At 75.0% G+C, this 23,582-nt stretch carries 24 protein-coding genes and 1 pseudogene; 11 read left to right on the top strand and 14 right to left on the bottom strand.

Annotation, left to right across the window (positions count from 1 at the left end; translation table 11 throughout):
• Positions 1-196: 196 nt before the first annotated feature.
• Positions 197-670 carry a hypothetical protein gene (locus tag ACGFI8_RS36600; protein ID WP_392811658.1) on the bottom strand — a complete coding sequence of 158 codons (474 nt, stop codon included), beginning with the start codon at positions 668-670 and terminating at the stop codon, positions 197-199.
• 127 nt (positions 671-797) lie between these two features.
• Here ACGFI8_RS36600 and ACGFI8_RS36595 point away from each other — a divergent pair, with 127 nt between their 5' ends.
• The 3 genes from ACGFI8_RS36595 to ACGFI8_RS36585 all read left to right on the top strand — a co-directional run bounded on the left by ACGFI8_RS36595 (position 798) and on the right by ACGFI8_RS36585 (position 4,417).
• On the top strand, positions 798-1,286 hold the full coding sequence (locus ACGFI8_RS36595; RefSeq protein WP_392811657.1) for a flavin reductase family protein: 489 nt from the start codon (positions 798-800) through the stop codon (positions 1,284-1,286).
• A gap of 92 nt (positions 1,287-1,378) precedes the next feature.
• Entirely contained in the window at positions 1,379-3,670 is a 2,292-nt protein-coding gene (locus ACGFI8_RS36590) for an ATP-binding cassette domain-containing protein (RefSeq protein WP_392811656.1), read from the top strand.
• Positions 3,671-4,003: 333 nt separating this feature from the next.
• Positions 4,004-4,417, top strand: a complete 414-nt coding sequence (locus ACGFI8_RS36585) for a TrmH family RNA methyltransferase (RefSeq protein ID WP_392811653.1) — start codon at positions 4,004-4,006, stop codon at positions 4,415-4,417.
• A 10-nt stretch (positions 4,418-4,427) separates the two neighbouring features.
• On the opposite strand, the gene ACGFI8_RS36580 is transcribed toward ACGFI8_RS36585, so the two are convergent.
• Entirely contained in the window at positions 4,428-5,447 is a 1,020-nt protein-coding gene (locus tag ACGFI8_RS36580; protein ID WP_392811651.1) for a zinc-binding dehydrogenase, read from the bottom strand.
• A gap of 164 nt (positions 5,448-5,611) precedes the next feature.
• Between ACGFI8_RS36580 and ACGFI8_RS36575 the strand changes: the two genes are divergently transcribed.
• Positions 5,612-6,469 carry an aldo/keto reductase gene (locus tag ACGFI8_RS36575; RefSeq protein ID WP_392811650.1) on the top strand — a complete coding sequence of 286 codons (858 nt, stop codon included), beginning with the start codon at positions 5,612-5,614 and terminating at the stop codon, positions 6,467-6,469.
• A 5-nt stretch (positions 6,470-6,474) separates the two neighbouring features.
• Here the strand turns inward: ACGFI8_RS36575 and ACGFI8_RS36570 are convergent.
• The 5 genes and pseudogenes from ACGFI8_RS36570 to ACGFI8_RS36550 all read right to left on the bottom strand — a co-directional run bounded on the left by ACGFI8_RS36570 (position 6,475) and on the right by ACGFI8_RS36550 (position 12,246).
• Positions 6,475-6,993, bottom strand: a pseudogene (locus tag ACGFI8_RS36570) (cation transporting ATPase C-terminal domain-containing protein).
• Positions 6,994-7,113: 120 nt separating this feature from the next.
• A complete protein-coding gene (locus tag ACGFI8_RS36565) occupies positions 7,114-8,025 on the bottom strand; it encodes an HAD-IC family P-type ATPase (RefSeq protein WP_392811648.1) in 912 nt (303 codons plus the stop codon).
• 432 nt (positions 8,026-8,457) lie between these two features.
• A complete protein-coding gene (locus ACGFI8_RS36560) occupies positions 8,458-9,486 on the bottom strand; it encodes a hypothetical protein (protein ID WP_392811647.1) in 1,029 nt (342 codons plus the stop codon).
• A gap of 260 nt (positions 9,487-9,746) precedes the next feature.
• A complete protein-coding gene (locus tag ACGFI8_RS36555) occupies positions 9,747-10,238 on the bottom strand; it encodes a hypothetical protein (protein ID WP_392811644.1) in 492 nt (163 codons plus the stop codon).
• Positions 10,239-10,296: 58 nt separating this feature from the next.
• Positions 10,297-12,246, bottom strand: coding sequence for a hypothetical protein (locus ACGFI8_RS36550; protein WP_392811642.1), 1,950 nt, complete (start codon positions 12,244-12,246; stop codon positions 10,297-10,299).
• Positions 12,247-12,365: 119 nt separating this feature from the next.
• On the opposite strand from ACGFI8_RS36550, the gene ACGFI8_RS36545 reads away from it, so the two are divergent.
• Together ACGFI8_RS36545 and ACGFI8_RS36540 are read left to right on the top strand one after the other, a co-directional pair.
• The gene (locus ACGFI8_RS36545; protein ID WP_392811641.1) at positions 12,366-13,481 is read left to right on the top strand and encodes a WD40/YVTN/BNR-like repeat-containing protein; all 1,116 of its coding nucleotides are present in this window, start codon (positions 12,366-12,368) and stop codon (positions 13,479-13,481) included.
• Positions 13,478-13,774, top strand: coding sequence for a MoaD/ThiS family protein (locus ACGFI8_RS36540; protein ID WP_392811640.1), 297 nt, complete (start codon positions 13,478-13,480; stop codon positions 13,772-13,774). Before ACGFI8_RS36545 ends, ACGFI8_RS36540 begins: the two co-directional genes overlap by 4 nt.
• Before the next feature lie 25 nt (positions 13,775-13,799).
• Here ACGFI8_RS36540 and ACGFI8_RS36535 read toward each other — a convergent pair whose 3' ends face one another.
• The 3 genes from ACGFI8_RS36535 to ACGFI8_RS36525 are packed head-to-tail and all read right to left on the bottom strand — an operon-like array spanning position 13,800 to position 15,412.
• Entirely contained in the window at positions 13,800-14,144 is a 345-nt protein-coding gene (locus ACGFI8_RS36535) for an STAS domain-containing protein (protein WP_392811639.1), read from the bottom strand.
• A 1-nt stretch (position 14,145) separates the two neighbouring features.
• Positions 14,146-14,877, bottom strand: a complete 732-nt coding sequence (locus tag ACGFI8_RS36530) for an ATP-binding protein (protein WP_392811637.1) — start codon at positions 14,875-14,877, stop codon at positions 14,146-14,148.
• A gap of 52 nt (positions 14,878-14,929) precedes the next feature.
• Entirely contained in the window at positions 14,930-15,412 is a 483-nt protein-coding gene (locus ACGFI8_RS36525) for a cupin domain-containing protein (RefSeq protein ID WP_392811636.1), read from the bottom strand.
• Between the two features lie 60 nt (positions 15,413-15,472).
• Here ACGFI8_RS36525 and ACGFI8_RS36520 point away from each other — a divergent pair, with 60 nt between their 5' ends.
• Positions 15,473-16,132 carry a TetR family transcriptional regulator gene (locus ACGFI8_RS36520; protein WP_392811634.1) on the top strand — a complete coding sequence of 220 codons (660 nt, stop codon included), beginning with the start codon at positions 15,473-15,475 and terminating at the stop codon, positions 16,130-16,132.
• Here the strand turns inward: ACGFI8_RS36520 and ACGFI8_RS36515 are convergent.
• Positions 16,119-16,769, bottom strand: coding sequence for a pentapeptide repeat-containing protein (locus ACGFI8_RS36515; protein WP_392811632.1), 651 nt, complete (start codon positions 16,767-16,769; stop codon positions 16,119-16,121). The genes ACGFI8_RS36520 and ACGFI8_RS36515 overlap by 14 nt on opposite strands.
• A 152-nt stretch (positions 16,770-16,921) precedes the next feature.
• Between ACGFI8_RS36515 and ACGFI8_RS36510 the strand changes: the two genes are divergently transcribed.
• Positions 16,922-17,479: a type 1 glutamine amidotransferase domain-containing protein gene (locus ACGFI8_RS36510; RefSeq protein ID WP_392811631.1), complete on the top strand. Its 558-nt coding sequence runs from the start codon at positions 16,922-16,924 to the stop codon at positions 17,477-17,479.
• Positions 17,480-17,735: 256 nt separating this feature from the next.
• Here the strand turns inward: ACGFI8_RS36510 and ACGFI8_RS36505 are convergent, their stop codons facing one another.
• Positions 17,736-18,782 carry a LacI family DNA-binding transcriptional regulator gene (locus tag ACGFI8_RS36505; protein WP_392811630.1) on the bottom strand — a complete coding sequence of 349 codons (1,047 nt, stop codon included), beginning with the start codon at positions 18,780-18,782 and terminating at the stop codon, positions 17,736-17,738.
• Between the two features lie 266 nt (positions 18,783-19,048).
• Between ACGFI8_RS36505 and ACGFI8_RS36500 the strand changes: the two genes are divergently transcribed.
• Together ACGFI8_RS36500 and ACGFI8_RS36495 are read left to right on the top strand one after the other, a co-directional pair.
• Positions 19,049-20,011: a PmoA family protein gene (locus ACGFI8_RS36500; protein ID WP_392811628.1), complete on the top strand. Its 963-nt coding sequence runs from the start codon at positions 19,049-19,051 to the stop codon at positions 20,009-20,011.
• On the top strand, positions 20,008-20,658 hold the full coding sequence (locus tag ACGFI8_RS36495) for a polysaccharide deacetylase family protein (RefSeq protein ID WP_392811627.1): 651 nt from the start codon (positions 20,008-20,010) through the stop codon (positions 20,656-20,658). The genes ACGFI8_RS36500 and ACGFI8_RS36495 overlap by 4 nt, the downstream gene beginning before the upstream one ends.
• Positions 20,659-20,727: 69 nt before the next feature.
• On the opposite strand, the gene ACGFI8_RS36490 is transcribed toward ACGFI8_RS36495, so the two are convergent.
• Both ACGFI8_RS36490 and ACGFI8_RS36485 read right to left on the bottom strand, forming a co-directional pair.
• Positions 20,728-21,876: an FAD-dependent oxidoreductase gene (locus ACGFI8_RS36490; protein WP_392811626.1), complete on the bottom strand. Its 1,149-nt coding sequence runs from the start codon at positions 21,874-21,876 to the stop codon at positions 20,728-20,730.
• A gap of 161 nt (positions 21,877-22,037) precedes the next feature.
• A complete protein-coding gene (locus ACGFI8_RS36485) occupies positions 22,038-22,748 on the bottom strand; it encodes a TetR/AcrR family transcriptional regulator (RefSeq protein WP_392811625.1) in 711 nt (236 codons plus the stop codon).
• A gap of 423 nt (positions 22,749-23,171) precedes the next feature.
• Between ACGFI8_RS36485 and ACGFI8_RS36480 the strand changes: the two genes are divergently transcribed.
• Complete coding sequence (locus tag ACGFI8_RS36480) at positions 23,172-23,561, top strand: hypothetical protein (RefSeq protein WP_392811623.1); 390 nt, start codon at positions 23,172-23,174, stop codon at positions 23,559-23,561.
• Positions 23,562-23,582 lie beyond the last annotated feature (21 nt).

Raw genomic sequence — 23,582 nt, 5'->3', positions numbered from 1 at the left:
ATGACCGCGTCGAGGCGATGCTGGCAGCGCAGCAGTGCCAGCAGCGAGTCCCGCACCGCCGTGTCGTGGAGTGTGTCGGGGTCGAGTGCGGTGAGTGCGGTGAGCGCCTCGGTGAGGGGCTGTACCACCCCCGTCGCATCCATGCCCCGACCGTAGCCACCCCCACCCCCAACCCGCGCATTCCCGATCTCCTATGTCACGGTGAGCGATCCTGCATCTCCCACAAGTGGTCGAGCACGTGCCAGACGAACCGCCGGGCCGCGTACCGTGCGGTCCATCCGTTGCCGGTGAGCGGCCCGCCGTCGCCGGTCTGGTCGAGCGTGGCGATGATGTCGTCACGCAGCGCGCCGATCGCGGTGCGGTCGTTGATCGGGGGCTGGCGGTGCTTGACGCCGATCTTCCTGGCGTACGCGGTCTCGGCCCCGACGACGTGGTCGATCATCGTGTCGCGGTCCCGGCCGCCGCCCCGCGGCCCCTTCCGCAGCGATTCGGGCGCGGTCGCGGCGTAGGTGTCGAACGCCGCCCACGCGGCTCGTAACAGCCTGGTGTGCCGCCCGGCCACAGCGGCCGTGACCGGCGCCCCGTCCGCGGCGGGTCGCCCGTCGGGCGCGCCGAACTCCGTGGTCGCCGTCCCAGCCACCCGCTCCACCACGCACAGCCGGGCAGCCACGGGAAAACTGAACCCAGCAGCGGCCGCGACCGGCGCGTACCGCACACCGCCGCCGGCACCCGCGCAATCTTTCACAATCTTTTGCCGGGTTGACCTCGACCAGGGTTGAGGTTCTACCGTCGGAGCGGTGAGTGCCGGCATCGACACCAGCGTGGTGGAACTGTTCAAGGCCGCCTTCCGCGGATACCCGACCGGGGTGGCCGTCATCTCCGTCATGGGCCCCGACGGCCCGGCCGGGCTGACCGCCTCCAGCGTCGCGTCGGTGTCGCTCGCGCCGCCGGCCCTGTCGTTCTCCGTCATGGACTCGCCGTCGGCCACGGTGATCGCCGCCGCCGACCGCCTGGTCGTGAACCTGCTCGGGCCGGCCCACGCCGGCCTCGCGCACGACTTCGCGCGCCCCGGCGGCCCGCGCTTCACCGGCGAGCAGGGGTGGGCCGGCCTGCCCACCGGCGAGCCGGTCCTGCGCGGCGCGCAGGCTGCGCTGCGCTGCGTGCCGCTGCACCGGCTGCCGGTCGGCGCGTCGACCGTCGTCGTCGCCGAGGTGGTCGGCGTCGTGCTCGGGCCGCCCGCGGGCCGCCTGATCTACCACGAGCGCCGGTTCATCGCCGAGGGCTAGGTGGCCGGGCGGCATCGGCGGCCGGCCGGGTGTCACCGACCGTCCCGGCTGTCGGCATGACGCGCAGGTCGCTGCCCGGTTAGGGTGGCTCGGTGCATGTCGCCGACAGTCACGACCTGATCCAGGTCCATGGGGCCCGTGAGAACAACCTGAAGAACGTGAGCGTTGAGATCCCGAAGCGCCGGTTGACCGTGTTCACCGGGGTGTCGGGGTCCGGCAAGAGCTCCCTCGTGTTCGGTACGATCGCCGCCGAGTCGCAGCGGCTCATCAACGAGACCTACAGCGCGTTCGTGCAGGGCTTCATGCCAAGCCTGGCCCGCCCTGACGTCGACCTGCTCGAGGGCTTGACCACGGCGATCATCGTGGACCAGGAGCGGATGGGCGCCAACTCCCGGTCCACCGTGGGCACCGCCACCGACGCCAACGCGATGTTGCGGATCGTGTTCAGCCGGTTGGGTGAGCCGAGCGCGGGGCCGGCGTTCCACTACAGCTTCAACGTTCCGGCCGGCGCGTGTCTCCGCTGCGAGGGCATGGGCACCACGACCGACATCGACCTCGACGAGCTGTTCGATCGCGATCGGTCCCTCGCGGAGGGCGCCATCACCATCCCCGGCTACAACGTCGACGGATGGCAGGTCCGCATCTTCGCCGCGTCCGGGTTCTTCGACCCGAACAAGCCGATCCGCGACTACGACGAGCGGGAGCTGCACGACTTCCTGCACAAGGAACCGGTCAAGGTCAAGATTGAAAACATCAACATGACGTACGAGGGGCTCGTCCCTCGGGTGCAGAAGGCGTTTCTGCAGAAGGACAAGGATGCGCTCCAGCCGCACATCCGGGCCTTCGTCGAGCGCGCCGTCACGTTCGCCGCGTGCCCGGAGTGCGGCGGTACCCGCCTCAACCAGGCCGCGCTCGCCTCGCGCATCAACGGCGTCAACATCGCGGATGCCTGCGCGATGCAGATCAGCGACCTCGCCGCATGGGTGCGCGGCATCGACGACCGCTCGGTCTCGCCGCTGCTGGCGACCCTCCAGCGGACCCTCGACTCGTTCGTCGAGATCGGACTCGGTTACCTCAGCCTCGACCGCCCGTCGGGCACGCTGTCCGGCGGCGAGGCGCAGCGCACCAAGATGATCCGGCACCTCGGGTCGAGCCTGACCGACGTGTCGTACATCTTCGACGAGCCGACCGTGGGGCTGCACCCGCACGACATCCAGCGGATGAACGGCCTGCTGCTGCGGCTGCGCGACAAGGGCAACACCGTGCTGGTGGTCGAGCACAAGCCGGAGACGATCGCCATCGCCGACCACGTGGTCGACCTCGGACCGGGCGCCGGCGGCGCGGGCGGAACCGTGTGTTTCGAGGGTACGGTCGACGGACTGCGCGGGAGCGGCACCCTGACCGGTCGCCACCTCGACTACCGAGCCCGGCTCAAGCCGCAGACCCGGACCCCCACGGGCGCGCTCGCGATCCGCAACGCCACCCGGCACAACCTTCGCGACGTGAGCGTCGACGTCCCGCTCGGCGTGCTGTGCGTCGTCACCGGCGTCGCCGGGTCGGGGAAGAGCTCGCTCATCCACGGCTCGATCCCGAAGGGCGCGGGCGTCGTCTCGGTGGACCAGGGGGCCATCCGGGGTTCGCGGCGCAGCAACCCTGCCACCTACACCGGCCTGCTCGACCCGATCCGGACGGCCTTCGCGAAGGCCAACGGCGTCAAGCCGGCGCTGTTCAGCGCCAACTCGGCCGGCGCGTGCCCCAACTGCAACGGCAACGGCGTCATCTACACCGACCTGGCGATGATGGCCGGCGTCGCGACGGTCTGCGAGGAGTGCGAGGGCAAGCGGTTCCAGGCCACGGTGCTCGAGTACAAGCTCGGCGGCCGCGACATCAGCGAGGTGCTCGCCATGCCGGTCACCGAGGCCAAGGAGTTCTTCGGCGCCGGGAAGGCGAAGAACACGGCCGCGCACGCGATCCTGGCCCGGCTGGCCGACGTCGGGCTGGGCTACCTGAGCCTCGGCCAGCCGCTCACCACCCTGTCCGGCGGCGAGCGGCAGCGGCTGAAGCTGGCCATCCACATGGCGGAGAAGGGCGGCGTCTACGTGCTCGATGAGCCGACCACCGGCCTGCACCTGGCCGACGTCGAGCAGCTGCTCGGGCTGCTCGACCGGCTGGTCGACGCCGGCAAGTCGGTGATCGTGATCGAGCACCACCTGGCGGTCATGGCGGCCGCCGACTGGATCATCGACATCGGCCCGGGCGCCGGCCACGACGGCGGGACGATCGTGTTCGAAGGCACGCCCGCGGACCTGGTCGAGACCCGCGGGACACTCACCGGCCAGCACCTCGCCGAATACGTCGGAGCGGGCGCCGCGGCCTCGAAGTAGCGCCGAATCGGCGCCCGGGGCCGGGCGCGTCCTCGTCGCCGGGGAGCGCGCCGGCCCCGGCCCGGTCGTGACCGCGCAGCGGGATCACGCGTCGCGGCGGTCCGGCATGGCGTCGCACGGCCCGCGCCGCTATCCTGGTCGCGACCCCGTTGTCGTCGATGGCCCGCGTGCGCCGAGAAGCACGTGTCGCATGAGCGTCAACTGCTGGAGCGTGAGCGCTCCCGTGCGGTGAGTCCCGCGATCCGGGTCCGGACCCGGCACGAGCTCCGTTCGTCACGCCGTCCCCGCTAGCACCGGTGCTGGGGGCACCTCGTCGCGGCGCCGCTGTGGCCGATGCACGGCGCCAACCTCGGCACGCTGCTGCGCACGTGCGACGCCGTCGGGGCGTGCCTCGCGGTGCCGCCGTTCGGCTGGGTGGACGAGGCCGTCGCGCGGGGCAACACGCTGCGGCGGTCCTCGTGCGTGCATCGGGTCGGCGACCCGCTGCGCTGGCTCGCCGCCGAGCGGGCCGGCGGGGCGCGCGTCCTCGGCGTGGAGCTGGCCGACGAGGCGGTACGGCTCGCCGACCTGCCGGCCGCCCGGCGCCGGACCGTCATGGTCCTCGGGCACGAGGCCACCGGCATCCCGCCGGAGGCCCTCGACCTGCTCGACGGCGCGGTCGAGATCCCGATGATCGGCACCGGGACGAGCCTCAACGTCGCCGTCGCCGGGTCGCTGGTGCTGTACCGGCTCGCCGGGCTGCTCTGAGCGCGGGCGGTCAGCGCGGTGCCGGCTCCACGACGACCTTCAGCCCGGCGCGGGCGTTGGCGGTCTCGAAGGCCTCGCGCACCTCGGCCAGCGGGTAGCGGTGGCTGACCAGGCTCCGCACGTCGGCGAGGCCGGCGGCGACGAGCGCGGCGGCCCGGGGGTACACCTCCTTCATCCGGCGCACCATGACCATGGTGAGGCCCTTGCGGCGGGCCGTGGCGGCCGGGAAGGCCGACGTGTCGGTGCTCGGGATGCCGCCGAGGACCACCCGGCCGCCCGGGCGTGCGGCGACGACCGCGGCCTCAATCGCCTCGTCGGTGCCGGCGATCTCGAACGCGACGTCGACGCCACGGCCCGCGGTGAACGCGGTCAGCTCGGCGGCATAGCCGTCGGCGCCGGGGTCCAGGACCAGGTCGGCGCTGTAGCGGCCGGCCGCGGCGCGGCGATGCGGCAGCGGGTCGGCGGCCATCACGCGGGCGGCGCCGGCGGCGCGGGCGACCTGGATGAGCAGCAGGCCGATCGGGCCGCAGCCGAGGACCGCGACGTCGGCGCCGAGCCGCACGTGGCCGAGGTCGACGGCGTGCACGGCCACGCCGAGCGGCTCCAGCATCGCGCCGTCGGCGTCGGTCAGGTGCTCGGGCAGCGGGAACAGGCGGTCGGTGGGCCAGGTGAGGTACCGCTGCAGCCCCCCGTCCCTGACCCCGTGCCCGGCGAACACGATGTACCGGCACAGGTTGGGATGCCCGGCCCGGCACATGTCGCAGCGGTGGCACGGCACGGCCGGGTCGATCGCGACCCGGGCGCCGTCCAGCGGCCCGCCGCGCACCACCCCGGCCATCTCGTGCCCGCCGACGATCGGCCGCTCGATGCGGGCGTCGCCGATGCCACCCTCGGCGAACCAGTGCAGATCGGAGCCGCACAGCCCGACGGCGGTCACCTCGACGAGACTCTCGCCGCTGGCGGGCACGGGCATCGGCTCGTCGGCGAGACGGACGTCCCCGGCGGCATGCAGGCGGGCGGTGCGATTCATGCGTTTTCCTCACGTGCGGTCGCCCCGCCGATCCTACGGCCACGCCTGCGGTGTGGCCGGCCCCGAGCCGCCCGGTTGGGTGACACGGGCCGGCCTGCCCGGGTTGTTCGGCCGCGAGTACCCGCGACCGGCGCCGTTTACCGGGCGGTGCCGGTGGTAGTCGCATGCCCGTGACGACCATGACGATGCGGACGGTCGAGCTGCCGTCCGGCGAGCAGATCCCGGCGCTCGGGCAGGGCACCTGGGGCATGGGGGAGGACCCGCAGCGCCGCGACCTGGAGGTCGCGGCGCTGCGGGAGGGCCTCGACCTGGAGATGACGCTGATCGACACGGCCGAGATGTACGCCGACGGCGGCGCCGAGCAACTCGTCGGCGACGCGATCCACGGCCGCCGCGACGAGGTCTTCCTCGTCACGAAGGTGCTGCCGAACCACGCCGACCAGGCCGGGATGCTGCGCGCGTGCGAGGACAGCCTGCGCCGGCTGTGCACCGACCACATCGACCTGTACCTGCTGCACTGGCCGAGCCCGGTGCCGGCGGAGGCGACCGTGGACGGGTTCCAGAAGCTGCAGGGGGCGGGGAAGATCCGCCACTGGGGGCTGAGCAACTTCGACCCCGTCGACCTGGCCGAGTTCACCGGCGTGCCGGGCGGCGGCGGGGTGCAGGCCGACCAGGTGTTGTACAACGTCGCCCGCCGCGGCATCGAGTGGGACCTGCTGCCGGCGTGCGAGCGCTACGGCATCCCGATCATGGCGTATTCCCCGTTTGACCACGACGGCGCGGTGCTGCGCCACCCGGTCGTGGAGGCGGTCGCCCGTCGCCACGACGCCACGCCGGCGCAGGTGGCCCTGGCGTGGGTGCTGCGCCTGGACGGCGTCTGCGCCCTGCCGAAGGCCGCCGACCCCCGGCACACCCGGGAGAACCGGGCCGCGCTCGGCCTGCGGCTGACGCTAGAGGACTTCGCCGAGCTCGACCACGCGTTCCCGCCCCCGACCGGGCCCCGGCCGCTCGAGATGTTATAGCCCCGTCACTCCTCGGCCGCCGCCGCGGCGATGCGGCGAACCGCCGCCTCGGGCAGCGGCAGCGCGGCCAGCACCGTGCCGAGGACGGTCGCGCCCAGCGCGATGCCCCACGCCACGGGCCCGAGCGGGCGGCTGCCGAACAGCCCGCTCAGCCCGGGCGTCTGCACGACCCCGACGAGGGCCGCCGCCGACGCGCCGGTCGCGGCGAGCACGACCGGGTCGCCCCTGGTGGCCAGCGCGGTCTGCGCCAGTTGGGTGCCGACGAGCGAGGCGAGCGCGACCGTGCTCGCCCGGCCCGCCGTGCCGGTGGCCCGGGCGGCCACCCACGCGGCCGCGGTGGCCGTCGTGGTCGCGACGGCGCGCCCGCACCACGTCGCGGGTCAGCGCGCCGCCGAGCGACGACCTCCGGCCCCTCGCGGACCACCTGCTTGAGCGTGACCCGCCCGGGGCGGCCGGGCGGCCACCGTGATCGCCGGCAGCAGGTCGGTCATGAGGTTGACGAACAGCATCTGCCGGGCGTTCAGCGGCGCCTGGTCCGACAGCGCCCTTGACGCTGATCACCCGCCGGCCCCGCGCGATACCGAGCACGGCGTGGAAGCCGCGGCCCGGCTCGAACGGCAGTTCGCGGACCACTCGCCAGCCGGTCATCGCCTCGTCGGGCCCACGCCGGCCGCCTCGCCGCCGGCCACCACGGCCTGGTCGGTCGGGTGGGTCAGGGCCTGCGCGCCGTTGGGCGGGCTGGCCCGCAGCGCCGCCGCCAGGACCAGCCGGTGGTGCCGCGCGACCTCGCCGAGTGGTACCTGGGTGCGGCCGTCCGACACGGTACGCAGGGCGATGCGCCCCTCCGTCAGCGTGCCGGTCTTGTCGAAGCACACGACGCCGACCCGGCCCAGCGCCTCCAGCGAGTGCGGGTCGCGGACCAGGATGTTGCGGCGCGACAGCCGCCGGCTGGCGCTGAGCTCCGCGGCGGTGGCGATGAACGGCAGCCCCTCCGGGATCGCCGCGACCGACGAGCCGATCGACTCGGCCAGGCGGCCGCGCAGCAGCCCCGCGCCCAGCAGCGCCGCCGCCGCGGAGCCCGCCACCGGCAGCGACGCGCGGGTGAGCCGGCCCAGCCGCTCCTGCACCCCGCCGGGCGGCTGCTCCCGTTGAGCGGCCCGGGCGGCGCGGCCGGCTTCGGTGTCAGCGCCGGTCGCCACGACCACCGCCGTGGCCGAGCCCGCCGCCACGGCCGTGCCCGCGTACAGCATGTTCGTGCGCTCCGCCACCGCCACGGCCCCGGTCGTGCCGGTGCGCTTCACGACCGGTGCGGACTCCCCGGTCACCGCCGCCTCGGCGATCTTCAGCCCGGACGCCTGGATGAGCCGGCAGTCGGCCGGTACCGCGTCGCCGGCCTCCAGCAGCAGCACGTCGCCGGGCACCAGTTCGTCCATCGTGCCGGCCCGCTCGCCCTCCGCGCGCCGCAGCCGGATCCGCGGCCCGGCGGCGGACTCCAGCCCGCGCAGGGTGCGCCGCACGGCGAGATCCTGCACGCCGGCCAGCAGCGCGTTGGCCACACCGACAGCACCAGTACCGCGTCCGCGCCCGACCCGTTGACCGCGGAGACGCCCGCGCCGCCCGCCAGCGGCACGGTCAGCGGCGTGTCGAGTTCGGAGACGGTGGTGGTCAGCAGCCCCGGCTCCTGCTCCTGGGCCGCGGGCGCGGCGTGCAGTCGCCGCCGAGCCTCCGCCCCGTCGAGGCCGGCGGCGCCGGTACCGAGGATCCGCAGCACCTCGCTCTCCGCAAGCGCGTGCCCCTCCACGCCGGCCTCGGCGGCGGAGAGCGCCGCGCAAGGCCGCGCACCGACCACACCGCCCCGGCCATGTTCGCCAGCCGGGCGAGCTTCGTGGCCAGTACCGTCCGATGAACACCCTGCGGGCCGGGTTCGGCGACGCCCAGCAGCCCTCCGGTGGCCGAACCGAGCAGGGCCGTGCGCACGGCGCGGGCGCTCACCTCGCGGGCCAGCACGGCCGCCTCCAGCACCAGCCAGGCCGTCTCCAGCCCCGGGCCGGGCAGCAGGTGCGCGCCCTGGGGCGTGCGGCGCTGCGTGCGCAGCACGCCGACGCCGCAGTCGGCCGCCCGCAGCGCGGGGTCGTTGCGGTCGGCGATGAGCAGTACCGCGTGGCCCTCGGCCCGCAGCGCCCGGACCGAGCCCGCCAGCCGCGAACCGCCCGCCACCGTACCGGCGGCCCGCAGCCGAAGGCGCAGCTCGTCGCCGCCCCGGCGACGAGCAGCCGCCCGGCCCGGCTCGCGGCCTGGGCGAGGGCGGCCGCGAGCGGATCGAGGCGCCGGTCAGCGACCCCGCCGAGCGCGTCGTGCGGCGACAAGGCCCGGGCGTCGAGGACGACGGTGTCGATGCGGTCCAGCCGGCGCAGCGCGTCCTGGTCGCGCACCAGCACGCCGCGGCGGGCGAGCAGGCGGCCGAGGCGGGCGGCGTAGGCCTCACGGCCGATCGAGGCCATGGGCGGTGAGCCGGCCATCAGCAGCCTGGCCGCGCGCCGGATGCCGGACGGCAGCGCGGCGATGGCAGCGGCGACCAGCGTCATGGTGCTCATTCGCCGCGTGTACCGCTCGATCGTGCCGTCGACCGCCTCGGCGACCTCTTCTACCTCGTCGTCTTCTTCTACCTCGTCGTCTTCGCCGAGGTCCTCGTCGTCGGGCTGCTCGCCCGGGCCGGCCTCCCAGCGCAGCTCGGGCGGGCGGCGCCGCCAGGCCTCGCGCTCGGCGGAGGTCTCGAGCAGCAGGATCACGCGCAGGACGGCGTCGGCGAGGTGCGCGGTGCGGGACTGGGCCGCCGCCCCCAGCGACGTCGAGGCCAGGGTGAGGCCGGCGTTCGTGGCGCCCGAGCCGGCGACGTGGTTCAGCGCCCGGCGCAGCGGCGGCACGTGGTCGATGGTGGCGAGTACGGCGGCGAGCTCCCGCGGCACCGCGGGCAGGCGCAGCGCCCGGCCCGCCGTCGCACTCGCGGCGCCGGCCATGTCGAGGGCCAGCGCGACGAGGTCGCCGATCAGGTCGCCGACCGGCGCCGGACCGGTCCGCGCGGTCGTCCGGGATCGCTCCCGTCATCGAGCGGCGGTGGCGGTCATGCGGCGTTCACGACCGCCGGTGGCCTGGTGTTCGCGGCCGGCGGTCGCGTTGTGTCCGCCAACGGCGGTTGCGCCGCGCTCGCGCCCGGTGCTCGTGCTGTGTTGGCGCCCGGCGGTTGCGGCGCCGAGGTCCCGGCGGCCGCTTCCGGCGCTCACGCGGCGCTCGCGGCCGGCGCTCCGCCGGTGCGCCCGCGGCCGGCGATCCAAAGGCCCACGGCAAGGGCGCCGGCGACCGGCCACTCCAGGACGCCCAGCGCCGCAAGGGCGCCGACGCCGCCGTAGTACAGCAGCCGCGATGGCGGTGGCAACGCCGCCGCGGCCGCCTTGAGCACCCAGCGCGCCTCCGCGATGAGCGGGCGCGCCGACGGCATGGGTACGTGGACGACCGGCACCCGTACGTGCGCGAGCGGCAGCTCCTCCCAGCGGACCAGGCCGCGGCCGTCGTGCCGCTCCTCCTCCGGGCGGGCCGCGCGGCCGGCGGGGGCCGCGGCTCGCCGCGCGCCTCCGGGGCCGGTCTCGGGCTTGGCGGTGGGGGTCGTGGTCCGCCGCCCGCCGGCAGCCGCCTGGGCGTCCTTGGTTCCTCCGCCGCGGGACCGCGAGCCTGCGCCGGGTGCTGGCTTCGTCCTGGATCTGGCCTCGGCCATCGTGACCACCTCCGCTCCTGACCATGCGCCAGCGCTTCGCCCGGCGCAAACCGGGCGCCTACCCCGCCTCGACCCGGTCAACCACGGGCTCCCGATCGTCCGAGGGTGTTCGGCTGGGCGAGCGCTTCCGGCCGGGTACAGCGCTCCGGCCGTCAGAGGGTGCCCCGCCAGGCGGTGGCGTCCGCGCCGGCGCGCGTTTCCGTCCGGCCGAGGGCGCCCGATCGGCTGCGGGTGTTTCGCCGGGCGACGCCGCCCGGTCGGGCGTGGGTATCTCGTCGGGCGACGCCGCCCGGTCGACCGTGAGCATTTCGCCGGGCGACGCGGTCCGGTCGGGCGTGGGTGCTTTGCCAGGCGACGCCGCCCGGTCGGCCGTGAGCGTTTCGCCGGGCGACGGGATCCGGCGAGCCGACCACCAGCCCGTGACGCCGCCGGCCGCCAGGCTGGCCGCCGTCGCCGCGTTGACCACCAGCCGGGCCCGCGCGGCCGCCGTCGCGCTCGGGCCGGCCAGCGCCGCGACGCCGGCGGCCACCGCGCCGCCGAGGCCGATGCCGGCGGCCACCCTCGACGCGGTGCGGGCCACCGCCGCGGCCGCGAGGACGCGGTACGCCTCGTCCAGGCCCGGCCCGCAGACCAGGTGCGCCGACCACGGTGCGGCGCCGGGGCCGCCGAGCAGGCCGATGCCGCAGTCCGCGGCGCGCAGCGCGGTCGCGTTCTCCGCCGCGACGAGGGCGACGGTCGCCCCCTGCTCCTGCAGCGCGCGGACTGCGCCGGCCAGACGGCTGCCACGCGGCACGACCGCGTCCGCGCCGAGTCGCTCGCCGAGGCCGCTGCCGGCGCCGGCGATCACCAGCCGGCCGATCGAGCGCGCCGCGGCGACGAGTGCCTCGGCGTGCGGGTCGAGGCCGTCGGCGGGCACGACGCCGTCCGGTCCCGCCTGCCCCGTGTCGGACGCGGCACGGGAGCCGGAGCGGGCCGGCGGTGCGCCGTGGCCGTTGCCGGGGGCGAGGATCGCGGCGTCGACCACGACGGTGTCGAGGCGGTCCAGGCGGCGCAGGACCGCCGGGTCGAGCGGGACCACCCCGCCGGCTGCGAGGCCGCGCCCGAGCCAGGACGCGAACGCCTCCCGCCCCAGGCGCGCCGCCTTCGGGTTGCCGGCCGAGAGCACCAGCTGCGCCCGCTGGTGGCTGCGCGCGCCGGCCAGGACGGCCGCGGCGCCGACGAGCGTGGCCAGCGCCATGCGGTTGGCGTACCGCTCGATCGGCCCGTCCGGCAGCGCGCCCGGCCGCGGCGGGTGCTCGACCGGCTGGTCCGCCGCGGCGCCGTGCGCGTGCAGTTCCGGGGCGCGCCGCTCCCACACCGCCCGCCGGGCGGAGATCTCGGCCAGGCGCGAGCCCCGGTGTACCGCGTCGAGCAGGAGGCCGACCGGTCCCACGGCGAGCCCCTGGGTGATCGCGTTGCCGCCGACCAGCAGCAGGTCGGTGGTGGCCGGGCCGAGCCGTGCGTCGAGCAGGCGGCGCAGGCCGGGGGTGGCATCGAGCAGGGCCAGGCCGGCGGAGACGTAGGAGGGCACGACACGGCCGCGCAGCCACGGCGCGATCGCGCCGGCGCCCGCGCCGATCAGGTCGGCGGCGAGCGACGCCCGCTGGCGGTGCAGCGGCGCGGTGTCGGCGGGGTGGTCCGGCCGGTCGGTGGGCAGCCGCTCCTCGTGCATGCCGTCGGCCGTCTCCACCGCGGACACCACGTCGACGAGGTCGTCCAGCCCGACGCCGCCGTCGGCGAAGGCGACCACCACCCGGCCGAGGACGAAGTTCACCTCGGCCCAGTGGACGCCCTCCACCTGGCGCAGCGCCGCCTCCAGTCGCCGGGCGAACGGCTCGGCGGACGCGGTGTGCAGGCCGCGAACCTCGATGTCGGCGCGGTTGCGGCCCATCCATGCGCGCCGCGCCGAGCGGCCGGTCAGGGGCGAGGACCGCGCGATCGTGGCGCGTACCCGGTGCAGAACGCTCATGCCGGTAACGCTGACCGTGGCCGGGCGCGGCGGCTTCCCCTCGATCGAGCGATCGGTTTCGCCGCAGCGGTGGAGGGCCGGCGGTACCCGTGCGAGGATGCGAGACGGGGGTGACGCGGATGAGCAGCGTACGGGTACTGGTCGGCACGCGCAAGGGCGCCTTCGTCCTGACCGCGGACGGCGCGCGGCAGGACTGGCGGGTAGACGGGCCGCACTTCGGCGGCTGGGAGGTCTATCACGTCAACGGCTCGCCGGCCGATCCCGACCGGCTCTACGCGTCGCAGTCCGGCGGCTGGTTCGGGCAGCTGATCCAGCGCTCCGACGACGGCGGCCGCACGTGGGAGCCGGTCGGCAACGACTTCACCTACGCGGGCGACGTCGGCGAGCACCTGTGGTACGACGGCACGCCTCGGCCGTGGGAGTTCAAGCGGATCTGGCACCTGGAGCCGTCGCGCGACGACCCCGACACCGTCTACGCCGGGGCCGAGGACGCCGCGCTGTATCGCTCCACCGACGGCGGTCGCGAGTGGCAGGAGCTGACCGCGCTGCGCACCCATGAGTCCGGGCCGCGCTGGCAGCCCGGCGCCGGCGGCATGTGCCTGCACACGATCATCCTCGACCCGGTGCACCGCGACCGGATCTACGTCGCCATCTCGGCGGCCGGCGCGTTCCGCTCCGACGACGCCGGCGGCACCTGGCGGCCGATCAACCGCGGGCTCGTCTCCGGCCAGATTCCCGACCCCGACGCTGAGGTCGGGCACTGCGTGCACCGCCTGGCGATGCATCCGTCGCGGCCCGACGTGCTGTTCATGCAGAAGCACTGGGACGTCATGCGCTCCGACGACGGCGGCGGGTCCTGGCGCGAGATCAGCGGCGACCTGCCGACCGACTTCGGGTTTCCGATCGCGGTGCACGCGCACGAGCCGGAGACCGTCTACGTCGTGCCGATCAAGAGCGACTCCGAGCACTACGTCCCGGACGGCCGGCTGCGCGTCTTCCGCAGCCGCAGCGGCGGCGACGAATGGGAGCCGCTGACCGCGGGCCTGCCGCAGGAGAACTGCTACGTCAACGTGCTGCGCGACGCGATGGCCGTCGACACGCTCGACCCGTGCGGGATCTACTTCGGTACCACCGGCGGGCAGGTGTACCGCTCGGCCGACAACGGCGACACCTGGGCGCCGATCGTGCGCGACCTGCCGGCCGTGCTCTCGGTCGAGGTGCAGGCGCTGCCGTGATCCGCGTCGTGCTCCCCGCGCACCTGAGGAACCTGGCCCGCGTCACCGGCGAGGTCCGGCTGGACGTCGGCGGCGAGGTCACCCAGCGGCTGGTCCTCGACGCGCTCGAGGAGCGGTACCCGATGCTGCGCGGCACGATCCGCGACCGGGCCAGCGGGCAGCGGCGGGCGTTCGTGCGCTTCTACGCCTGCGAGGAGGACCTCTCCAACGACTCCCCGGACGCGCCGCTGCCGGGGCCGGTCGCCGCCGGCGCGGAGCCGCTGTTGATCATCGGCGCGATGGCGGGCGGCTGAGCCGCCCGAGGGGGACCTGAAGTACCTAGGCCATCTCCGCCAGCGCCGTCTCGACGTCCTCGGTGAGCAGGTCCGGCAGGAAGCCGACGAGCTCCAGCGTGAACCGCACCATGCCGTCGGCCGGCGCGGCGACCCGCACCGGCGCGCCGCGGTCGCTGAACGCGGTCACCACCCGGTCCAGGCACAGCAGGCCCGCGCTGTCCAGGAACGTCGTCTCGGTGAGGTCGACGACGACGCCGGTGCTCGCGCGCACGCTGACGAGGACGTCGCGCTCGACCAGCGGCGCGCTGGCGTGGTGGATCTCGCCGTAGAGCTGCACCACCTCGCAGCCCTTCGCGGCGAACACCCGGACCTGACGCTCCCCGTCCATGTCAACGCCTCTCGACGCCGGTGCGCCGGCGCATCAGGACCGTGGTGCCCGTACCGCGGTCGATCACGAGCTCGTCCATGAGGCGCCCGATCAGCGCCAGTCCCCGGCCGCGGTGCAGCGCCGCCCGCGGCGGGCGCCACCGCCCGTCGTCGGTGACCCGCACCGCGACGGTGCCGCCGTCGACCTGCGCCAGCACGCCCACCGTGCGGCCCTCGACGAACTCGTAGCCGTGCTCGATGGCGTTGGCCACGGCCTCGGCGGTGGCCAGCACGACGCCGTACCGGTCGTAGTCGCCGACGCCCCGCCCGCCCAGCCACGCGTCCAGCGCGGCGCGCAGCCCGGCCAGCGCCGACATCCGCGCCGGGACGTCGGGCGCGGCGTCGGTGTAGTCCAGCGCGAGCAGGCACATGTCGTCGTGGCCGCCGCCGCTGGGCAGCATCGCGTCGCTGAGCCGCCCGGCCAGGGCCGGCAGCGGCGTCTGCCAGTGCTCGGCCGCGAGCGCCGCCAGCCGATCGAGGCCGTGGTGGAACCGCTCGCCGCGGCGCTCGACGAGCCCGTCGGTGTACAGCACCAGGCGGGACCCGTGCGGCACCTGCATCGACGCCTCGGTGCGCGCCCGACCGGCCGCGGTGGCGCCGAGCGGGCCGGAGCGCGCCTCCCACAGAAAGCTCGGCGTCCCGCCCGGCTCGACAAGTAGCGGCGGCGGGTGGCCGGCGCAGGCGTAGCGGAGCACACCGCGCGGCGGTCGCCGTCCTCCCGGACCGTCCACAAGTGACGAATCGTGGCTACGCGTCCCGGTTCGGCGGCGGGCCCAGCAGCTCGATGCCGTGCCGGCCGGCGGCGGCCGCCAGCGCGGGCAGGACCGCGGGGTCGAACGGTGCCGGGTCGGGCAGGCGGCGCTCGGGCGCGGGCACGCCGACCTCGGCCGTGAAGCCCTCGAAGCCCGACGGCGCGGTCAGCTGCAGGGTGCGCAGCGGCTCGTCCTCGCCGACCAGGAACGTGTGCGGCACGCCGACCGGCAGCAGCACGAAGTCGCCGGGGCCGGCCTCGAAGACGTCGTCGCCGCAGCGAAACCGCGCCGTGCCGGACAGCACGTAGAACATCTCGTCCTCCTCGACGTGCCGGTGCAGCGGCGGCGCGAAGCCGGGCGGGTTGACGAACTCCACGACGGTGAGCCGGCCCCGCGTCTGCGCGCCGCCCGCCTTGACCGTGGCGAGGCCGCCGAGGAACCAGAACGCCTCGCCCTCGTTCGCGCGTCGCACGTGCATCGCATCCCCCTAATTCAACATACCGCTGTCTAGTGAATACTCCGCTAGTATGACGAAGCGATGAGCGAAGTCAAGAAGCCCAGGTCCTACCGCTCCGCCCTGCGGGAGGAGGGCGCCCGCCGCACCCGGCGGGCGATCGTGGCGGCCGCCGCCGAGCTGTTCGCCGCGCACGGCTACGCGGCCACGTCCCTGGCGGACGTGGCGGTGGCGGCCGGCGTGGCCCGCCCGACCGTGTTCGCGTCCTTCGGCTCGAAGCCGGCGCTGCTGCGCCAGGTCCTCGACGAGGCCCTCGCCGGCGACGACGAGCCGGTGCCGGTGGGCGAGCGCCCCTGGTTCCGGCCGGTGTGGGACGCGCGGGACGGCGCGGCCGTGCTGGACGCCTACGCGGACGTCTGCGTCGTCATCGCCCGCCGCGCGGCCGCGCTGTTCGAGACGGTCCGCCGGGCCGCCGACGACGCGCCGGAGGTGGCCACGCTGTGGGAGACGCTGCTGGCCAACCGGCGGGCCGGCGCCGCGATGGTCGTGCGCCGCGTGGACGAGCTGGGCGGCCCGGGTGGTCTCGGCGGCCCCGCCGCCGTGGAACGGGCGATCGACGTCCTGTGGCTGTACAACGACCCGGCCCACTACGCCGCCCTGGTCGCCGACCGCGGCTGGCCCGAGGACGCCTTCCGCGACTGGCTGTCGGCGACGCTGCGCTCGGCGGTGCTCAGCGCGGCTTGAGATGCCCGTCGCACGAGCCGTCGGTCGACTTCACGCCGTCCGGGCACACAACGTTGACCCACGAGACGCCGGACAGCTCGGCGCCGTCGAGCCGCGCGCCGCGCAGGTTGGAGTCAGTGAGCGTGGCGTTGGTCAGGTCGGCGCCGCGGACGTCGGCGTCCTTGAGGTCGGTCCGTACGAACGAGACCCCGTGCAGGTTGGCGTCTCGCAGCCGGGCGTTCTCCAGGCCGACGTCCGTCAGGTTGCTCTCGCGCAGGTCGGCGCCGCCGAGGTCCGCGCGGACCAGCTTCACGCCGGTGAACTCCGCCGAGCGGGCCACCACCAGGGTGAGGTCGGCGCCGGTCAGGTCGACGTCGGTCATGGCCGCGTCGCGCAGCGTCGCGCGGTGCAGGTTGGACCCGCTGAGGTTGGCCGCGCCCACCGGTCCGTCCACTATGGACCGTTCGAGGTTGGTGCAGCGCATCGGCCGCCCGTCGAGGTCCAGCGCGGTGACCGTCCGCCCGTTGAGATCGGCCGCCCCTTTGGCGGTGCAGCGGCGGCCGTGGTCGGCGCCGTCGCCGCGGTGCCACGACAGCACCGCCGCCACGATGGCCAGCGTGACGAGGTAGAGCGCGCCGACGGTCCGGGGTGCCGGCATGCCTCCATGATGCCCGCCGCCCCGGCGGCCACCGGATGATGCGCCGGGGGAGGGGGTGACCCCGGGCCGCCGCACGGGTGCGCCGTGGTTCGCCGCCGGGCCGGTGGGTAGTGGCCCGGTTCGTACCCCGCTCGCGAACCCGGGAGGGAACCGTGGCACACGACCTGCGCGGCCGGAAGGTCGCGATCCTGGCCACCGACGGCGTGGAGCGCGTGGAGCTCGAGGTGCCGCGGGGCGCCCTGTTCGGCGCCGGCGCCACCACCGAGCTGCTGTCGATCCACCCGGGCGAGATCCAGGCCCGGCAGTTCGACATCGTGCCGGCCGGCACCCTGCCGGTCGATCGCCTGGTCGCCGACGCGAAGCCCGAGGACTACGACGCCCTGCTGCTGCCCGGGGGTACCGTCAACCCGGACACGCTGCGCACCAACGCCGACGCGATGCGGTTCGTGCGCGAGTTCTGCGCCACCGGCCGCCCGATCGCCGCGATCTGCCACGGCCCGTGGACGCTCATCGAGGCGGACGCGGTCCGCGGCCACCGGATGACGTCGTGGCCGAGCCTGCGCACGGACCTGCGCAACGCGGGCGCCGAGCCGGTCGACGAGCAGGTCTGCGTCGACGGCCGGTTCACCACCAGCCGATCCCCGGCAGACCTGCCCGCCTTCTGCGCCGCGATCGTCGAGCAGTTCGCGGGCGCGCCGGCCCGTCGGTAGGTGCGCAACCTTGCGGCCTGGGCGTTCTCGCATACGCCGGCGACGTACTGCCGGACCCGGTGGGAACATTCCTTCTCGCCGTGACGAGTACGGGCTTCGCCTGGGGACTCGGCGCCACGATTGTCGGCTACCTCGGCGACCGCGCCGGCCGACGGCCGGAAGCGACCGGCGACTGGTCGATGCGGCCGGCCGCGAGGCGGAATCTTTCCGATAGCGCACCGAAACATTTAAACGCCGCGGGCGGGGCGTGAAAGTTTCACGAAGACGGTGGCGGGGCGGTGCTTTCCCGGACGACCAGCGAGGTGGCCAGCTCCACCCGGGCTGGCTCGACCGGCTGGCCGGCGGCGAGGCGCAGCACCATCTCGGCCGCGGCGCCGCCCATGCCCGCGAACGGCTGCCGCACGGTGGTCAGCGGCGGCCCGCACCAGCGGGCGAGCTCGATGTCGTCGAAGCCGACGACGCTGAGATCGTCGGGAATGCGCAGGCCGGCGCGGCGGGCGGCCTCGTAGACGCCGAAAGCCTGCAGGTCGTCGCCGCACAGCACGGCGGTGGGCCGGTCGGGCCGCGCGAGCAGCCGGCCGCCCAGCTCCAGGCCGTCCTCGAAGGCGAACGCACCGCTGTGCACCAGCGCCGGGTCGAGGGCCAGCCCGGCGGTCTCCAGCGCGGCGCGGACCGCTTCGAGCCGGGCCCGGGCGCACATGTAACCGGTCGGCCCGGTGATCACCCCGATCCGGCGGTGGCCGAGGTCCAGCAGGTGCCGGGCGGCGGCGATGCCGCCGCTCCAGTTGGTGGTGCCCACCGACGGGGTGTCGTGCACCGGCTCGCCGGTCGGGTCCAGCACCACCAGCGGTACCCCGCTGGCCGTGAGCTGCTGGTAGTAGGTGCCCCGGTAGGCGGAGTGGACCGCGATCACGCCGGTCGGGCGGCGGCTGAGCAGCAGGTCGGCGGTGCGCCGCCCGGCCCGCGGCGCGCGCCCCTGCAGGTCGGTGAAGCCGACCGTCAGGCCGCGGTCGCGCACGACCTCCTCGACCCCGCGCATGATCTCGATCGCCAGGTGGCCCTCCAGGCCGGAGAAGGCGACCTCGACGATCGGCATGGCGCTGGTCGCGTCGGTGCGGCGGTACCCGTGCTCGCGCAGCAGCGCCTCGACCCGCTCGCGCGTGTCGATCGCGATGCCGGACCGACCGTTCAGAACTTTCGAGACCGTCGGCGCCGAGACGCCGGCGAGTCGCGCGATCGTCGCCACAGTCACCGCCCCGCGAGGGCGCCGACCGGCCTTTTCCTCGGGTTCTGCATCGGTCACGAGCGCATTCTAAGCAGATCGTCGATGCGTCCAGGACCCTCGAACGGCTCGGGCCGGGCTTCCGTACGGGCATTGACGAAGCTCGGTGACGATCGTAGCGTGAGGAAACATTTCCGGAATCTCGCCGATCCTTTCGGAACTCGACCCCCGTCCGCCGGGCGCCCGGCCCGGCCGATGCCGCACGCCCGAAGGCCACCGCCGGACCGACAAGGAGCGCCCATGTTCTACGACCGCAGGCAGGGCTCCGGCCCGCCCTGGGAGGTGGCATGACCAACGCGCCCGGCACCGTGACCGCGCCCGCCGGCCTCGACTTCGCGCTGCTGCAGGACTCGTCGCTGCGCGTGACGTGGCGCGGCCGCGAGCTGTTCCGGTACGTGTACCGGCCGCGCGAGTCGCAGGTCGAGTCGCCCCGGCCGTACCTGCACCCGATCCGGACGCTCGGCGGCCGGCTGGTGACCATCTACCGGCCGCACGACCACGTGTGGCACAAGGGCCTGTCACTGGCGCTGAGCAACGCCGGCCCGGACAACTTCTGGGGCGGCCCGACCTATCTGCGCTCCCTCGGCGGGTACACCCAGCTGCCCAACAACGGCAGCCAGCGCCACGAGCGCTTCGAGGTGCTCAACGCCGGCGACCGGACGCTGCGCTGCGTGCAGCGGCTGCGCTGGACCACCCGGGACGGCCGGGACGTGCTCGCCGAGCGGCGCGGGCTGGCGGTCACGGTGCTGCCCTTCCGCTCGGCCTGGCGGCTGGACTTCAGCACCGCCCTGCATAACGTCGGCGGCGAGGACATCGAGATCAGCAGCCCGCAGACCGAGGGCCGCGACGGCGCCGCCTACAGCGGCCTGTTCTGGCGCGGCCCGCGCAGCTTCAGCGGCGGCACCGTGCGCACCCCGGACGCGCAGGGCGGCGACGAGCTCAACGGCGCGCGGGCGCCGTGGCTCGCGTTCACCGGCCGGCACGACGGCGACGGCAGCGCCTCGACGCTGCTGTTCGTCGACGACCCCGGCAACCCGACCCACCCCACCGCCTGGTTCGTGCGCAGCGAGGTCTACGCCGTGGTGTGCCCGGCGCCGTTCGCCGAGGGCGTGCTGCGCCTCGACGCCGGCGCCGAGCTGCGGCTGCGGTACGCCGTGATCGTCGCCGACGGCGACCTCGACGCGGACGCCTGCGCCGCGCTGGCCCGGCCGGACGACGGCGCCCCCGCCGAGCGGGACTCGGCGCCGTGAGGCCCGGACCCCGCACCCGGCCGCCGTCACCGGGCGGCCGCGCCGCAGGCTGCACGGCCGGCTACACGGCTGGCTATGTCGGGCTGACGTTCGACGACGGCCCGGACCCGTCGAGCACCGGCGCGCTGCTGGACGCCCTGCGGGCCGGCGGCGTGCGCGCCACGATGTTCAACGTCGGCCGCAACGCGCGCGACCACCCGTCGCTCGTGCGGGCCCAGCAGAACGCCGGCATGTGGATCGGCAACCACAGCTGGGCCCACCCCGACCTGACCGGCGCGTCGCCGGCGCGGGTCCGCTCGGAGCTGCGGCGGACGCAGCGGGTGCTGCGGCATCTCACCGGTGCCGCGCCGCGGCTGTTCCGCCCGCCGTACGGCCGGACCGGCCCCACCGTGCGCGCGGTCGAGCGGCAGGCCGGGCTCACCGAGGTGCTCTGGGACGTCGACTCCCAGGACTGGAACGGCGCGACCGCGGACGAGATCGTGCAGGCGGCCGCCCGGCTGACCGACGGCCAGGTCATCCTCATGCACGACCGGTACGCCGCCACCATCGCGGCCATCCCGCGGATCGTGGCCGACCTGCGCGCCCGCAACCTGGGCGCCGGCATGATCTCGCCGGTCACCGGCCGGGCCGTCGCGCCCGACGACTGACGCGGGCACAAGCGCGACGGGTGTGGTGCAGGGGCTCACCACACCCGTCGTCCCATTTCGCTGTACCGCCTACTGCGCTCGGGCGTAGGTGGCGAACTGGTCGACCAGGCCGTGCGGCGCGTCGTCGCGGAAGCACAGCTCGAGGTTGGCGGCGGCCTCCGCGGCGGCCTGCGCGCCGCGCGGGAACAGCGCCTCCTCGTACTCGGCGAGCGCCGCCTCCACGTCGCCCGGGTGCGCGGCGATCGCCCGGCCCAGCTCGGCGCCGTCGAACAGGGCGAGGTTGGCCCCCTCGCCGGCGAACGGCGACATCAGGTGCGCCGCGTCGCCGAGCAGCGTGACGCCCGGCACCCGGTCCCAGCGCAGCCCGACCGGCAGGACGTTGACGGCGCGCGGGACGAGCGGCCCGTCGGCCTCGGTGATCAGGGACCGCAGCTCGGGCGCCCAGCCGGCGAACCGCTCGGCGAGCAGCGTTCTGCCCTCATCGGTACCGTCGATGCCGGTCGTTGCGGCCCAGTCCTCGGCCGCCCTCAGCGCGACGTACACGTGGAGGCTGCCGTCGGTCTCCCGGTGCGCCAGAAACCCCTTGCCCGGCCCGAGCGCGAAGAGCATGCCCTCGCCGACCACGGCCGCGGCCCGCGGGTGGCGGCGGTCGGCGTCGTGCAGGTCGACCTCGAAGAAGGTGATCCCCGCGTACGCCGGGCGGGCGTCGCTGACCAGCGGCCGGATGCGCGACCAGGCGCCGTCGGCGCCGACGAGCAGGTCGGTGGTCACCGTAGCGCCGCCGGCCAGGGTGAGTTCGTGCCGCCCTGCCCCGATCGGGTGTACCGCGGTGACCTTGCTGCCCCACCGGATCGTGCCCTCGGGCAGCGAGTCCAGCAGCAGGCGGCGCAGGTGCCCGCGGTCGACCTCGGGGCGGCCGCCCTCGCCGTCGTCGCGCTCGTCGACGAGGACGGCGCCGTGCCGGTCGAGGATGCGCATGGCCTGGCCGCCGGGGTGGATGATGTCGCGGAACTGCTCGTGCAGCCCGGCCTCGCGCAGCGCGGCCTGCCCGTTGTAGTCGTGGATGTCGAGCATGCCGCCCTGGGTCCGGGCGGTGGGCGATTCGTCGAGCTCGTAGACGGTGGCGGCGATACCGTGCACGTGCAGGACGCGGGCGAGCGTGAGCCCCCCGAGCCCGCCCCCGACGATGGCGATGTTCGGCGTAGCTGCGGCGTTCATGGTGCGGTCTCCTTTGTCGTCGTTCTGTGCATGAAGTTCTGTGCAGGAATCCCGGCTCCGTTCGTGACGAACGTGTTCGTCACGAACGCGTTTTTCAGGTGCATGGCGCGTCCGCCGCGCCGGTTCGGTCGGTGGTGCCGGGTCAGGCGGGTGGTGCTGGGTCAGGCGGGTGTCGCGGTGGTTGCCACGCCCTCGATGAGGGCGGCGAACATCCATCGGAGGCGCTGTTCACCGGTGCCCGAGAACAGTTCGTCCCGGACGAGGCCGATGTTCGGGTATTCGTCGCCGGTGGCCTCGCGGATCGCCATGGCCTGGGTGTGGATCTCGCCGTCGGCGTCCACCGACTCGTCCCGGGTGCCCTGCTCGGCCGCCGTCGCGGTCGCGTGCTGCAGCAGCAGGTCGACGCCCCAGGCGGCCTGCCGCTCGGGCACCCCGCCGGCGCGCAGCAGGCCCAGCAGCGCCTCGATGAGCCGGAGGTAGTTCGGCCCCGACGGGCGCAGGGTCAGCACCGAGCGTGCGAGGCTCGGGTGGCCGAGCAGCAGCGCCGTGTACCCGCAGAGCAGCTCGACCAGCCCCTCCCGCCAGCGCTCGACCGACCCCTTCGGCCGCCCCGCCGCCACGGCCTCGGCCGGCAGCTCGAGCCCGAGGAGCAGCTCGTCGAGCAGGGCGCCGTGCAGCTCCGCGGTGTTGCGCACGTACACGTACAGCGACGCCGGCCCGGTGTCCAGCTCGCTCGCCAGCCGCCGCATGGTGACCCGCTCGAGGCCCTCGTCGTGCATGATCCGCAGCGCCGTCGCGACGAGGCCCTCCCGGCTCAGAAGGGCCTTCGCCGGCCGGTCGCGGCGGCTCACGGGAACGCGTCGAGGACTCATGAACGCGATCGTAACGAACGCGTTCGTCAGGCTCCAACGCTCTGTGGCGGCCCTCACGCGCGGCGGAGGCCGTGCAGGCGCCAGCCAGCACGGCCTCGACGGTTCACGTGGTTTCCCTGCGGTCAGGCGGGCGGGGCGCCCTCCAGCAACCTGCGGCCGTGCGGTCCGCGCCCGCCTGCTGCCGGAGCTCGCCGCGACCGCCCGCGCTCTCGACGCCGACCTCGCGACGGTGACCCGCCACCAGCCGCTGCCCGGCTGACGGCCGGCGTCACGCGGGGACGGATAGCTGTTCGCCGCCGGGCGCGTCAAGAATCCATGGACGCACGACGATGATTGAGCCTTCGGCCGTCGCGTCGTTCGAATGCCGCGCCACGCTGCCCGCGGCGGGCGGCCGGCCTTGGCGCGGGTTTCTACCCTGTCGGCATGACCGCTCCCCGGCAGCCGAGCCTGGCCTGCGTCGCCAGTCTGCCCGCGTTGTACGAGTCCGACCTGCGCGACCTGGCCGCGGCCGTGCTGTGGCTGGGCTGCACGAGCAGGCCGCCGCAGCCCGCGCTGGTGCTGTCCATCGACGAGGTGTTCAGGACGATCCGCCAGGGCGTCCCGGAACTGCAGCGCGCCTCGATCCTGCAGGCCTCCCCGCACGCCCAGCCGGTGCGGAACATCCTGTACGAGGCCGTGCAGGTGCTGGAGCACAACCGTCTGGTGCTGTGGCGCTACCGCGGCTCCGAGCGCGTGTCGGAGGAGATCAGCCTGACCCGCCGCGGCCAGACCGCGATCATGAGCGGTGACATCCGGGCGTACCTCACGCAGTGAGGCGCGAGCCGGAGCCGGTCG

This window comes from Dactylosporangium sp. NPDC048998, from assembly GCF_043197855.1.
Lineage (GTDB): Bacteria > Actinomycetota > Actinomycetes > Mycobacteriales > Micromonosporaceae > Dactylosporangium.
This window is presented reverse-complemented; position numbering and strand designations above follow the sequence as displayed.